Origin of the sequence: Stenotrophomonas sp. DR822, from assembly GCF_019793815.1 — a bacterium.
In the GTDB taxonomy this organism is placed as follows: domain Bacteria; phylum Pseudomonadota; class Gammaproteobacteria; order Xanthomonadales; family Xanthomonadaceae; genus Stenotrophomonas; species Stenotrophomonas indicatrix.
In genome coordinates this window covers 3,189,909-3,203,141 of the sequence record NZ_CP081826.1, presented here as the reverse complement: position 1 = coordinate 3,203,141, position 13,233 = coordinate 3,189,909, and the positions used below count along the sequence as shown (strand labels likewise).

Here is a 13,233-nt window from a genome sequence, read left to right as displayed (position 1 = left end):
TTACTCCGCCAGATCCTGCGGCGAGATGTCGTCCACCAGCCGGCCGTGGTCGAGGATCAGCACGCGCTTGCGCATGTGGCGCAGCAGCGGCAGGTCATGGCTGACCACCAGCACGCTGGTGCCGCGCGCGGGCAGCTCGGCAAACAGGGACATGATCTCGGCCGCCAGGGTTGGATCGAGGTTGCCGGTCGGCTCGTCGGCCACCAGCAGCTTGGGCTCGCCGACGATCGCCCGGGCGATGCCGACGCGCTGCTGCTCACCGGCCGACAGCTGCGAGGGCAGCGCCTTCTCGCGGTGGCCAAGGCCCATGCGCTCGAGCACCGAACGCACGCGCTTGTTGATGTCGCCACGGCGGGTGCCGCGCAGGATCAGCGGCAGCGCCACGTTCTCTGCGATGGAGCGGTCCATCAGCAGGCGGTGGTCCTGGTAGACCGCGCCGACCGCGCGTCGATGCCGCGGCACATCACCGCCGCGCACCTTCAGCAGGTTGCGCTCGTCGAACATCACCGCGCCGCGGCTGGGCCGCTCGTCCAGGTGGATCAACTTGAGCAGGGTGCTCTTGCCCGCCCCGGAGTGACCGGTGACGAACAGCATTTCGCCCGGCGCGACCTCGAAGCTGACATCGGTCAGGGCTTCGTGGCCACCGGCGTACTGTTTGCTGACATTGTCGAAGCGCAGGACACTCATGCCCCGATTATGCAGGACCGGCGCGACGGATCGGTAGCGCTGGGCCATGCCCGGCGAAAACCTTCCGGCATCGCGGCCCCGGACGGAGGCCGCTGCGCTCGCCGGGCATGGCCCGGCGCTACCGGCTTAATTGCCCGACAGCATCCGGCGGATCTTGCGGCCGATACGGGTCAGGAACGAGTCGCCGGCATCGGCGCTGGTGCGCACCGGCTTGGCCACCACCTGCACCGGAGTGACCGGGCTGGCGCCGTTGCCGGCGTTGCTTGCCACAGCTTCGCCACCCTCGACCGGACGGCCGTGTCGACGACGACGACGCTTGCGCGGCTTGCGCTCACCATCCACCGCACCTTCCGGCGCAGCTTCGGCGCGCGGCGGACGCGGGGCCTGTACAGCGGCGGCTTCAGCCGTCACCGCACCCTCGACTGCGGCGGCAGCAACCTGCTCACCTTCCACACGCGGCTTGCGCGGGCCACGCGGACGGCGTTCGCCGCTGCGCTCGCCATCGCGGCTGCCACGGCCACTGCCGCCACTGCCGGAACGACCGCCACTACGGCCGCCGCCACGACGCTCTTCCTCGGCGGCGCGCGCTTCGCGTGCTTCGCGGAAGATCTGGCCGACGCTTTCGTTCTCGTCGCCTTCCTCGCCCGGTGCCGGGGCGGCACGCTCAGGGCGCGGCAGCGAAGTCAGGATCTCGCTGGTGACCGCTTCGACCGGGATCTTCTGTTCGATGTAGGCCTCGATGTCCGGCAGGCCCATCGCATAGCGCTCGCAGGCGAAGCTGATGGCATCGCCTTCCTCGCCCAGGCGGGCGGTACGGCCGATGCGGTGCACGTAGTCTTCGGCGTCGAACGGCAGGTCGTAGTTGTAGACGTACTTGATGCCGTCGATATGCAGGCCGCGGGCGGCCACATCGGTGGCCACCAGGATTTCCAGCTGCCCCTTCTGGAAGCGGTTGAGCAGGCTCTCGCGCTTCTTCTGCGGCACGTCGCCGGACAGCACGCCGACGCGGTAGCCGGCGCGCTCCAGCGAACGGGCCACGCGCTCGACGAACACCTTGGTGTTGACGAAGACCATGGTGCGCGCGCCTTCGCTGCGCGACAGCAGGCCCAGCAGCAGCGGAATCTTCTCTTCGTCGGCCGGGAAGTAGATGCGCTGGCGCACGCGCGCGGCGGTGATGGTCTCGGCTTCGACCACCAGCTTCTGCGGCTCGTTCATGTGCTCATAGGCCAGCTCGAGCACGCGATGGCTCAGGGTGGCGCTGAACAGCAGGGTCTGCCGGGTGGAGCGCTCGGGCATGCGGCGCAGCAGGAAGCGGATGTCCTTGATGAAGCCCAAATCGAACATGCGGTCGGCTTCGTCCAGCACGCAGATCTCGCAGGCGTGCAGCGAAACCACCTTGTGCTGCTTGACGTAGTCGATCAGGCGGCCGGGGGTGGCGATGATCACGTCCACGCCCTGCTGCAGGATCTCGCGCTGCTTGTCGTAGTCAACGCCGCCGTAGACCAGGGCGAAGCGCAGGCCAAGCTCGGAACCGAACTTCACCGCATCCTTGTGGATCTGGATGGCCAGTTCGCGGGTCGGCGCCAGGATCAGTGCGCGCGGGTCTTCCGGCTTGCGGTCGGCCAGTGCCGGGCGGGTCAGCAGGCGGTTCACGACAGCGACCAGGAAGGCCAGCGTCTTGCCGGTGCCGGTCTGGGCCTGGCCGGCGACATCGCCACCGGGCAGCGCGACCGGCAGGGTCAGCGCCTGGATGGGCGTGCAGCGGGTGAATCCGGCTCCTTCAAGACCGGCCTGCAGGGCCGGATGCAGATCAAAGGAGGAAAAAGTCAAATCGGTCAGCGGTTTGTCGCTCATGTGTCCGTCTTGGTATGGCCACGCGCCTGCGGGCGGCGGCACTGAAATCTGTCTGGGGCTCCGTCGCAAACTGCGGCCCCTGCGGCGGGTCGGGCTGGCCGGGACTCTCGGGTCCGCGCGCCGCACAATGCCCCAGTTTACCGCACTCGGGCCGGCAAACCGGAATCCGCCGTCTCACCCCATACGGAGACGCACCTCTTCACCCCGCAGTACCGCGCTTGAACAGCGGCGCGGGCTCCCATGGCCTATCGCGCCGACACCCCCATTTCAGGCGGGGACAGTGAAATCGGACACCTACCGTGCTCACCCCCGATCACGATACGCTGGGTTCCAGCCAGCACCTGTCCCCGCCCTGCGATAGGGGTACACTGCCGGCCGTGAGCGTCCAGGCATCCCGCCGAACGCACCGTGGCAGTCGGCCGCGAGGCAACGACGAGGGTCACGCCACCGGGCATGGCCCAGTTCACCCACCTCCGGCCTGGCCGGGTGCAATCCAAGACGAGAAACCAAGATGAGCGACAAGGTTGTACACGTCGGCGATGCCGACTTTGATAGCGCCGTACTGAATTCCAAGGAACCGGTGCTGGTCGATTTCTGGGCCGAGTGGTGTGGTCCGTGCAAGATGATCGCCCCGGCGCTGGATGAACTGGCCGATGCCTACCAGGGCCGCGCCAAGATCGCCAAGGTCAACGTGGACAACAACCGCGCCCTGGCCGCCAAGTACCACGTGCGTTCGATTCCCTACCTGGTCGTCTTCAAGGACGGCGAGAAGGTTGGCGAGCAGATTGGTGCCGTTGGCAAGGCCCAGCTGGCCGGCCTGCTGGACAAGGCTCTGGCCTGATCCCGCAGGTTACCGGCAGCCGTTTTCCACGGCTGCCGGGCGGGCGCCCCCGCGCCTGACTGAATACCGTATCCGGCGACCCTTGCGTGGCGCCGCAGGCCGATGATAGTGTCGGCATATCCGGCCGCGTTCGCGTGCCGCATCTTCTGGACGCAGTCTCTTCCAGACCCATTCCCAATGTTCGCCGCCCCAGCCGGGCGCTCGCACCTTCAAGCGAGGAATAACGCTCTTGTCCGATAACACTTCCGAAACCGGTAGCGCTGAAGCGCCCGCCGAAAAGCGCGTGCGCAAAGCCCGCGTGACCAAGGCTGCCGCTCCGGCCGCCGCCGAAACCAGCGCCGCCCCGGCGCAACCTGCCCTTCCGCTGGCAGCCGCGCCCGAAGCGCCGGCACCGGCCGCAGCGCCTTCCGCGCCGAGCGCACCCGCCGCCGAGGCCCCTGCCAGCAGTGGCGGCGGCGAAGGCGGCGAGGGCCGCGAATCCGGCCAGCCACGGCAGTCGCAGCAGAACAACCAGGGCGGTGGCCAGAACCAGAACCCCTACAACCAGGGCGGCCAGCAGGGCCAGCAAGGCCAAGGCAACCGCCGTGACCGTTTCCGCAATCGCCGCGACCGTGATCGCAATGGCGGCGGTGGTGGCAACGGCGGTCGCTTCCGCGACGACGGCATGCCCAACGACAACGGCGAACAGCAACCGTTCGTACCGCGTCCGCACGCCAACGTGCCCGAAGGCTTCCCGGTCTATTCGCTGAGCGACCTCAAGCGCATGCCGGCCCAGAAGCTGCTGGAGATCGCCGAGCAGCTGCAGATTTCCGAAGGCGTGGCCCGTGCCCGCAAGCAGGACGTGATCTTCGCGCTGCTGAAGGTGCTGACCCGCCACGGCGACGGCGTTGCCGCCGACGGTGTGCTGGAAATCCTGCCGGACGGCTTCGGCTTCCTGCGCGCGGCCGAGGCCAGCTACCTGGCCGGCCCGGACGACACCTACATTTCGCCCAGCCAGATCCGCCGCTTCAACCTGCGTACCGGCGACCACCTGTCCGGCCGCATCCGCTTCCCGAAGGACGGCGAGCGCTACTTCGCGCTGTCGATCGTGGACACCATCAACGGTGAGCCGCTGGAAGCGTCGAAGAACAAGGTGCTGTTCGAGAACCTGACCCCCCTGTTCCCGCGTCGCCGCTTCACCCTGGAGCGCGGCAACGGTTCGTCGGAAGACATCACCGGCCGCATCCTCGACCTGATGGCACCGCAGGGCAAGGGCCAGCGCTCGCTCATCGTGTCCCAGCCGAAGGCCGGCAAGACGATGATGATGCAGCAGGTGGCCACGGCCATCACCACCAACCATCCGGACGTGCACCTGATCGTGCTGCTGATCGACGAGCGCCCGGAAGAAGTGACCGAAATGCAGCGCACCGTGCGCGGCGAGGTCATCAGCTCGACCTTCGACGAACCGGCCGCGCGCCACGTGCAGGTGGCCGAAATGGTCATCGAGCGCGCCAAGCGCCTGGTCGAGCACAAGAAGGACGTGGTGATCCTGCTCGACTCGATCACCCGCCTGGCGCGCGCCTACAACAACGTCGTGCCGAGCTCGGGCAAGGTGCTGACCGGTGGCGTGGACGCCAACGCCCTGCATCGCCCCAAGCGCTTCTTCGGTGCCGCGCGCAACGTGGAAGAAGGCGGCAGCCTGACCATCATCGCCACCGCACTGGTCGATACCGGCTCGAAGATGGACGAGGTGATCTACGAAGAGTTCAAGGGCACCGGCAACAGCGAAGTGCACCTGAGCCGTCGCATCGCTGAAAAGCGCGTGTTCCCGGCCATCGACATCAACCGTTCGGGCACCCGTCGCGAAGACCTGCTGATCGAGCCGGAGCTGCTGCAGAAGATCTGGATCCTGCGCAAGCTGCTGCATCCGATGGACGAAATGACGGCGATGGAATTCCTGCTGGACAAGATGAAGAACACCAAGTCCAACGACGAGTTCTTCGGTTCGATGAAGCGCTGATCGCGCGGCATTGATGGAATACGGAAAGGCCCCGCAGTGCGGGGCTTTTTCTTTGGGTGGCGGCAGGACAAACGGCTTCACTTCGCGGCCCGATGATTTGGCGATAATCTGCGGGACAAATGCCTGACTCTCCGCCCCGGCCGTGCTGGCCGGGCCGCCGATTCCCGCTGTTGCCCCATCCGGAGGATCCGGCGGGTCCAGCCCTGCCCGATCCTTCAACTGCATGCGCACACTGTCCCCCCGGCTCAACCTGGGCAAGCTGATCCTTGCCCTGGCCCTGCTCAGCGCCGTCATCGCCCTGGCCAATACGCTGCTTGCCAGCTATCGCGTGCAGCGCGACCAACTGGTGGGCAACACCCTGGAAGCCAACCGCGTGTACGCCACCAAGCTGGCCGAGACCACGCAGAACTTCCTGCTGGCCGCGCAGCAGCAGCTGGCCTATGCCGCCACCCGGCTTGGCGACAGCGACATGGATCCGGCCCAGGCGCAGGATGAGGCCCGTCGCCTGCAGCTGCAGTCCAGCAGCTTCAACTCCTCGCTGGTGGTGGCCAACGACGGGCGGGTGATCGCGACCTCGCCGCAGAGCCTGCAGCTGCAGGGCGAGATCCTGCGCAGCGCTGGCAACAAGGCAGCGTTGGAACGGCGCCAGCCGATGATCAGCGATCCCTACCAGTCGGCCACCGGCAAGCTGCTGATCTCGATCTCGCACCCGGTATTCGACCGCAGCGGCCAGTACCGGGGCTATGTCAGCGGCACGCTGTACCTGCGCCAGCGCAGTGCACTCAACACCCTGCTGGGTACGCACTACTACCGCGATGGTTCCTACCTGTACGTGGTGGACCGCCATGGCCGCCTGATCTATCACAACAACCCCAAGGAAGTGGGCACCTACGCGTTGAACAACCCGGCGGTGAAAGAAGTGATGCGCGGCCAGCGCGGTGCGCAGCAGGTGCGCAACAACCACCGGGTGGCGATGCTGGCCGGTTACGCGCCCGTGGCGGCAACCGGCTGGGGCATCGTCGCGCAGCGCCCGACCGAGGCGACGCTGCAGCCGCTGTCTCGCCTGATGTCGGCGGTGATCTGGAATGCCATTCCGCTGGGCGTGTTGTCGCTGCTGATCACCTGGTGGTTCGCCCGCCGCATTTCGTTGCCGCTGTGGCAGCTGGCGCGCAACGTGCAGGACGGCGAAGATACCGGCAACGCGATCAGCCACGTCAATGGCATCCGCGCCTGGTACTTCGAGGTGGCGCAGCTGAAACAGGCGGTGCTGTACAGCTTCAATGCGCTGCAGGACCGGATCGGCACGCTCAACCGCGCCAGCCGCACCGATCCGCTGACCGGACTGCTCAACCGCCGCGGGCTGCAGCAGGCGCTCGACGCGCTGCAGGCGCAGGGCCTGCCGTTTGCGATCCTGACGCTGGATATCGACCGCTTCAAGTCGATCAACGACAGCCACGGTCACGACGTCGGTGATGCGGCCATTGCACATATCGCCGAACAGATGCGGCGGCATTCGCGCGAGACCGACGTGCTGTGCCGCGCCGGTGGCGAGGAGTTCCTGGTGCTGCTGCCGGGCGTTGGCATCGAAGCGGCCCGGCAGACCGGCGAGCGCCTGCGCCAGGCCATCGCCGACGAACCGTTCGCTCCGGTGGGCACCATCACCGTGTCACTGGGCGTGGCCCACTTCCCCAGTTTCCATACCGATCCGGAACAGGCACTGCGCTTGGCCGACAAGGCCCTGTACCTGGCCAAGGAACAGGGCCGCAACCGGGTGGTGGTGTACCCGCACGCCGATTGAGCACATCGATTCAAGCGGGATGCGCCGGGGCAGGCCCGGTGCATCCCGCAATCACGCATCAGCCCAGCGGGGTGAGCAGGCGCGGGCCTTCCTGCGCCCGACCGACCATGTACACACCGCCTTCGGGCAGCAGATCGGTTCCGGCGACCTGGATTTCCTCACCGGTCTTCCACGGCGCCTGCTGGCGCGGGCCGGGAATGTACGCGCTCCAGCGGCCGTAACGCTCGCTCTGCTTGTCGAAGAAATAATTGACCGGCACGCGCACGGTCCAGAAGTCCCGGTCCTTGTCCTCGCCGGTAGTGGGCGGGTTGAAGGTCCATTCGCGGGCGCTCCTGACGCTGGCCTTGGCAAGCACGTCGCGCAGCTGGTTCATCGTACGCTCGGGACCGACCACGGTCAGGTTGGTCTGCTCGGCAATTACGTCAGCTACCTTGCCATCACGCCCGACCTTGACCAGAAGCATGACAGTGCCCTGCCCGCGGATCGATGCCGCCTGCGGTGGGTAGACCGGTGCGCGCGTCTTCGCTGCGGTGACGTCATCGGTGCTCGGCGCACTGGATCCGCCGAGCTTGCCGAAGCGGGCATCAACCACCCGTACCTGCATGCTGTTGCCCTCCATGTTGCCGGCAATCAGACGCAGGTGGACGGTAGTACGGGCAGGCATCGGCTTGCCGTCGACCAGCGTCGGCTCAAAGCGCCAGCTCTGCACCGCCTTGTCGACGAACCCCGCTACGCCAGCATCAACCTTCTCGCGGTGATCGAGCTGGAACCCTTCCACCTGGCCTTCGCGGCCGATGTCGATGACGCCACTGAGGGTCATGCTGGCCTCGGCCTGCCTGCGTACCTCGCGCGCGGTCTGTGCATCGGCGGTATCGATCAGGGCGGCGCCGCCAGACACCGCAAGGACCAGTGCCAGGAAAACAGAAGAACGCATCATTGCCGGTCCTTGGTGATGAAAGTGCCGAGATTACCCGAGTTCCACGCGGTCCGCGCGGCCTATCACGCCAACCGCTGCGCAGCCGAGTACGGAGGCGTGTCCGGATAATCGCCCGCCGCAAAGCGCACCTGCAGCCCCTGCCACCAGGCGGGATCGAACAGATGGCGGTAGTGCTCGCGCACCGCTGCCAGTTCCTGCGCCGGCAAGCCCATGAACGGCCCGAACCGCTCGGGGAAGACATCGCGCGGACCGACATGGAACCAGGGCTCATCGGCCATCGCTTCCTCTGCGGAGCTTGGCTTGGGCCAGGCCCGGAAGACGCAGTCGCTGACCAGGCACAACTCGTCGTAGTCGTAGAACACGGCACGGCCGTGGCGCGACACGCCGAAATTCTTCGGCAGCATGTCACCGGGGAAGATGTTGTTGCGCGCCATGTCGGTGATCGCCTGCGCGTAGTCGAGTACCGCTGCGCGCACCGACTCGCCAGCCTGTTCGCGCAGATAGAGATTCAGTGGCCGGAAGCGGCGCTGCACGTAGCACAACGCGATCTCCACCTCGTCGCCATCCACGCGCACGCTCTGCGCACACTGCTGCAGCAGCTCGTCCAGCAGCACCGGGGCGAAGCGTTCGCGCGGGAAACGCAGGTGCCGGTAGGGCTGTGCGTCAAGCAGGCGACCGACACGGTCGAGGTTGAACACCAGGGCGTACTTCTCCTCCACCTGCTGCCGCGACATCGTCTTGGGCCAAGCGAAACGATCACGGATCAGCTTGAACACCAGCGGGTAGCTGGGCAGGGTGAACACCGCCATGACCATGCCCGGCGTGCCCTCGGCATGCGCCAGACGCTCGTTCGGGTGTTCATTGAAGTGGCGGAAGAACGTCCGGTAGCGCTCGGTCTTGCCCTGCTTGGCGCGCCCGAGCACGGTATAGATCTCGTCGATCGGCTTGCCCGGCAGCAGGCTGCGCAGGAACACCACCGCATCGCCAACCGTGCCCAGGTCGGCCTGGAAATAGCTGCGCGACACGCCGAACAGATGGGCCACATCGCGACGCCGGGTCAGCACGGCATCGGCGCGCAGGCCCCGGTCGTCGTTGACCAGCGCGATCACGCACGGCGAGAAACGGTGTTCACCGAACACGCGCCCGACCAGATAGGCGCGACGCTCGCGGTAGAACACGGTATCGAGCAGTTCAATGCTGCGTACCGGCGTGTCGCCCCAGTGCGCCAGGTCATCCTGCAGGCGCACGGCGATGGCGGCGGCACAGCGCAACTGGTGCGCATACGGAACATCGAAGCGGTAGTCGGCCAGCACCCGTTGCAGCGCCTCTACCGGCCGCGTCGGCGAGACCGCGTAGGTGTGGCGCGCCACCGGATGGGTGATCGCATCGGAGGGCTCGACATCGAAGGCGATGAACTCCACTTCCGGATCCACACCGCGGATGGCGAACAGCCGCCGCGACAGCGTGTTGTAGAAGGTCTTGTAGAGCTCGGCGTCGATCAGGCCCTGCAGCAGGGCACTGAAGTGCGCGTGCACCTGCAGCCACAGCGCGCGATCGCTGATGGCGTCACCGGCCAGCCGCCGCAGCGCATCCATCTGCTCGGCGATGCACTGGTCGTACAGGGCAATGCGCTCGACCGCATCGTGGCGCGCCGCCGCCCAGTCGCGCTGCTGGAAACGCACCCGGGCGCGCGCCGTGATCGCGGCGAAGCGGGCGTGATACTGCTCGAAACCATCGCGGATGGCCTCGGCGATGCGCGGTGCGAGTTCGGCTGCAGTGACAGGATCGGACATGCACGACGTATCCGGGGGAACCGACCTCACCATACGCTGGCGTGGGGTAGCTTGTGTAGAGCCGAGCCACGCTCGGCTGCTGCTGCCTCAGAGAACCAGACAAACGCAACCATTCCTACAGACCCCGGGCGACTGCATTGCCTACTCTTTCAGGCCCATAACGGCATGAGGTGACGCATGCAGCAAATGACCCTGATCCCACGCATGGAGGAAGGCAACGTAATCCCGCAACGGGTACGCGACGGCTACATCAGCGCGACGGCGCTCTGCCAGTCAGTGGGCAAGCGCTGGTCGGACTATCGGTCGCTGAAATCCACCGGTGAGTTCATCGAGGAGCTGACCCTGCAGACCGGCCTCCCGGAGGACCAGCTCATCCATGTGGTGTCCGGGGGCAATGCGGCGATGCAGGGCACTTGGATCCACCCTTACCTGGCCATCAATCTCGGCCAATGGTTGTCACGCAAATTCGCGGTGAAGGTGTCGCAATGGGTGGTGGAATGGCAGCAGGGCCGGGCGAACGCCGTCATGCCCGCCCACATCGAGCGCTACATGCAGAACCGCTCGAAAGTGCCCTACACGCATTTCTCGATGTTGAACGAGCTGACCCTGAACCTGATCGCGCCACTGGAGCAGGCGGGCTATACGCTGCCGCAGGAGCTGGTGCCGGACATCTCCGAGGGCCGGTTGTTCTGCAAGTGGCTGCGCGATCACAAGGGCATCGATCCCAACACCTTCGACACCTATGAGCACAGCTATCCAGACGGCCGCAACGTGCAGGCAAAGCTCTATCCGAACGAGCTTTACGAAGACTTTCGCCGGCACTTCAACGAGACCTGGCTCCCACTGCATGCGCCCAGATACTTTGCTGCGCGCGACAGGCAGGCGCTGACCTTCGTACGCACGCTTCTGCTGCCTTCGACATGACATCACAGCGGACCGATCCCTGGGCTGCCGTGCAGCACCAGGGATCGGTCCCACCGAGCCGGCTCAGATCGCCAGTTCGGCCTCCACGTCCTGCACCTTGCGCCGCGCCAGGGCGAGGTTGGACTTGGTCCGGTCCAGCACGATGTAGAAGAACAGGCCCTTCTTCTTCGCCACCGGGCGCATGATGTGATACGCCTTGCCGAGCGAGATCAGGATGTCCTCGATGCCATCGTTGAGGTTGAGCGAGGCGGCGGTTTTCATCTTCGCGCGGATCACTTCGGTGTTGCCGGCCGCCGCCACTTCCATGTCCATGCCCGAACCGGCCTCGCCCAGCAGCATGCCGCTTTCGTAGTCGACCAGCGCCACGGCCTGCGCGCCATCGATACCCATCAGTGCAGTCAACGAATCATTCAATCCAGCCACGTTGCACCCCTCTCAATGTTGGTTCGAGCCCCTCGTTCCCCTGCGGCCGGGCTCACGATCCGCTGAGTTCGGCCAGGATCGCCTGGCCACATTCCCTGCTCTGCCACAGCACCTGGCCGATCACGCTGCGCTGGTCGCAGGCCGCCATCAGCAGCAGCGGCGCGCGCGCCTCGGCCTGGATGGCCAGCATCAGCACCTTGCCGCCGGCGGCCTCCAGCATCAGCGTCTGCAGATCGCCCAGTGCCAGTTCGCGCCCCACTGCTGCGGCCAGGGCCAGCATCGCGCTGGTCATCGCCGCCAGGCGTTCGCCACGCCCCTCCGCACCTGCGCTGACCAGGGAAAAGCCATCGACGCTGGCCAGCACCACGGTGCGCACCCCTTCCACCCGCTGCTGCAGGTCCTGCAGCAGCGGCCGCAGGCGCTCGCGCTGCTGCGCGTCCGGCAACGGCGTGCCTTGTCCATCAGCCATGTGCGGCCACCAGTGCATGCGCTTCCATTTCGCTCATCAGTACGTCCATCAGCAGCAGTCCTTGTTCGCGATCACGGGCATCCACCGCCAGCAGCGGCAGCGGCTGGCCATCGAGCCGGGCGCGCTCGGCCCAGTCATCCAGTGCCGCTGCCGGCACCTGGTCAAGATGGGTCACCGCCACCACCAGGGCCAATGCAGGGCCGAACGGGCGCAGCACCTGCAGGTAGGCGTCCAGCTCGGCGGCCACCCCGGCGCGGCGCGCGTCCAGCAGCAACACCGCGCCGCGCGCACCCTGCAGCAGGATCGGCCACAGGAAATCAAAGCGCTGCTGGCCAGGCGTGCCATACAGGCGCAGCCTCTCGCCGTTGGGCAGGTCGATATCGGCGTAGTCCAGCGCCACCGTGGTCGAAGCCTTGTCGGCACCCGCGCGGTCGCTGTTGGCCACGTCGGTGTCGACCACCGCACCGGCGGCGATGCTGCGGACCAATGTCGACTTTCCGCTGCCCATGCCACCGAGCACCACCACCTTGTGCTCACGCATCGCGATCACTCCCGCGCAGCGTGCGCCACAGGCGTGCGAGCAGGCCGTTGTCGGCAGTGTTGGCACGCGCACCCGCCAGCGGTACTGCAGGTGCGACCTGCAGCTGCGCATAGCCGCACAGGTAGGCGGCGTGGATGAAATCGCGCACGGCGGCGGCGGGAAGATCCAGCAGCATCGCGCATTCGTCCACCGTGCAGGCACGCTTGAGCAGCAGCGAACATAGACGGAAGCCATCGTGATCGTGGCCGAGCACGCGGAAGTCCGGCCAGCGCAGCAGCTTCACCGACGCCCCGCGCAGGCGCTCATCCAACGCCTGCCAATGACGGCTGCGCTGCGCCCATTGCCACAGCAACGGACGCAACGGCAGTCGCGTGCGGTCACCCGCCAGTGCCTGCAGCTGCGCCGGCAGCAGCGCATCCAGATACAGGTGCTCGAAGCCCTGCGCCAGCCGTTCCACCAGCACCGTCGCCGGCTCGTGCAGCAGCACCGCCTGGTCCTGTTCCAGATCCAGCAGCAGCAGCGGCTCTCCACCCTCGCCCAGCAGCGCTTGGCCCTGCCGCGATGGCAGCCGCTCGCGCAGCAGGCGGGTGATCGCATGCGCGCCGTCAGCCAGGCGGATCGGTGTCGCATCGGTGCCGGTCTGCATGCCGCGCAGCGCCCGTCCGATCGCGCCATCATCCAGTACGTCCTGGCCGCCATCGCCTTCGCGCAACTGGCCGCCGAGATCCTCGATCCAGCAGTGCAGGCGCGGGCGCTGCTGGCGCATGCGCAGTGCCGCGTTGCGCAGCGCTGGCGTATCGCGGATCACCAGCAGATCGCAGTCGTCCAGGTCCTGGCTGCGGCGGATCTGCCCGTCCGGCAGCGCCGAGGCCAGCCGCAGCCTCTGCAGCAGGGCCTGTTCGCCCTGGATGTCGGTTCCCACTACGAGCACGCGTGCCATCCGTGTTCCCCGTGCGACCACCTCCCC

At 66.8% G+C, this 13,233-nt stretch carries 12 protein-coding genes; 4 read left to right on the top strand and 8 right to left on the bottom strand.

All coding sequences use genetic code 11. The features are described 5' to 3' along the window. Positions 1–687, bottom strand: coding sequence for a cell division ATP-binding protein FtsE (ftsE, locus tag K5K93_RS14655; RefSeq protein ID WP_025878609.1), 687 nt, complete (start codon positions 685–687; stop codon positions 1–3). A 126-nt stretch (positions 688–813) separates the two neighbouring features. Further along, the gene (rhlB, locus tag K5K93_RS14650; RefSeq protein ID WP_222388267.1) at positions 814–2,541 is read right to left on the bottom strand and encodes an ATP-dependent RNA helicase RhlB; all 1,728 of its coding nucleotides are present in this window, start codon (positions 2,539–2,541) and stop codon (positions 814–816) included. A 511-nt stretch (positions 2,542–3,052) separates the two neighbouring features. Here rhlB and trxA point away from each other — a divergent pair. The 3 genes from trxA to K5K93_RS14635 all read left to right on the top strand — a co-directional run bounded on the left by trxA (position 3,053) and on the right by K5K93_RS14635 (position 7,179). After that, positions 3,053–3,382 (top strand): thioredoxin, encoded by a 330-nt coding sequence (gene trxA, locus K5K93_RS14645; protein ID WP_025878607.1) that lies wholly within the window; start codon positions 3,053–3,055, stop codon positions 3,380–3,382. 229 nt (positions 3,383–3,611) lie between these two features. Next, positions 3,612–5,381: a transcription termination factor Rho gene (rho, locus tag K5K93_RS14640; RefSeq protein ID WP_222388266.1), complete on the top strand. Its 1,770-nt coding sequence runs from the start codon at positions 3,612–3,614 to the stop codon at positions 5,379–5,381. Positions 5,382–5,604: 223 nt separating this feature from the next. Continuing rightward, entirely contained in the window at positions 5,605–7,179 is a 1,575-nt protein-coding gene (locus tag K5K93_RS14635) for a sensor domain-containing diguanylate cyclase (protein WP_222388265.1), read from the top strand. A 58-nt stretch (positions 7,180–7,237) separates the two neighbouring features. Here K5K93_RS14635 and K5K93_RS14630 read toward each other — a convergent pair whose 3' ends face one another. Together K5K93_RS14630 and aceK are read right to left on the bottom strand one after the other, a co-directional pair. Next, positions 7,238–8,113, bottom strand: a complete 876-nt coding sequence (locus tag K5K93_RS14630; RefSeq protein ID WP_314818394.1) for an energy transducer TonB — start codon at positions 8,111–8,113, stop codon at positions 7,238–7,240. Positions 8,114–8,178: 65 nt separating this feature from the next. After that, complete coding sequence (gene aceK / locus K5K93_RS14625) at positions 8,179–9,909, bottom strand: bifunctional isocitrate dehydrogenase kinase/phosphatase (RefSeq protein WP_222388263.1); 1,731 nt, start codon at positions 9,907–9,909, stop codon at positions 8,179–8,181. A gap of 177 nt (positions 9,910–10,086) precedes the next feature. Here aceK and K5K93_RS14620 point away from each other — a divergent pair, with 177 nt between their 5' ends. Then, complete coding sequence (locus K5K93_RS14620; protein WP_025878602.1) at positions 10,087–10,833, top strand: KilA-N domain-containing protein; 747 nt, start codon at positions 10,087–10,089, stop codon at positions 10,831–10,833. 63 nt (positions 10,834–10,896) lie between these two features. Here the strand turns inward: K5K93_RS14620 and K5K93_RS14615 are convergent, their stop codons facing one another. From K5K93_RS14615 to K5K93_RS14600, 4 genes are read right to left on the bottom strand one after another with little or no spacing between them, the layout of a single operon-like run. Next, positions 10,897–11,256: a hypothetical protein gene (locus K5K93_RS14615; protein ID WP_025878601.1), complete on the bottom strand. Its 360-nt coding sequence runs from the start codon at positions 11,254–11,256 to the stop codon at positions 10,897–10,899. A gap of 52 nt (positions 11,257–11,308) precedes the next feature. Beyond that, on the bottom strand, positions 11,309–11,725 hold the full coding sequence (locus K5K93_RS14610) for a roadblock/LC7 domain-containing protein (protein WP_222388262.1): 417 nt from the start codon (positions 11,723–11,725) through the stop codon (positions 11,309–11,311). Then, a complete protein-coding gene (locus tag K5K93_RS14605; RefSeq protein ID WP_025878599.1) occupies positions 11,718–12,266 on the bottom strand; it encodes an ATP/GTP-binding protein in 549 nt (182 codons plus the stop codon). Before K5K93_RS14605 ends, K5K93_RS14610 begins: the two co-directional genes overlap by 8 nt. Then, a complete protein-coding gene (locus K5K93_RS14600; protein ID WP_059065350.1) occupies positions 12,259–13,206 on the bottom strand; it encodes a hypothetical protein in 948 nt (315 codons plus the stop codon). The genes K5K93_RS14605 and K5K93_RS14600 overlap by 8 nt, the downstream gene beginning before the upstream one ends. Positions 13,207–13,233 lie beyond the last annotated feature (27 nt).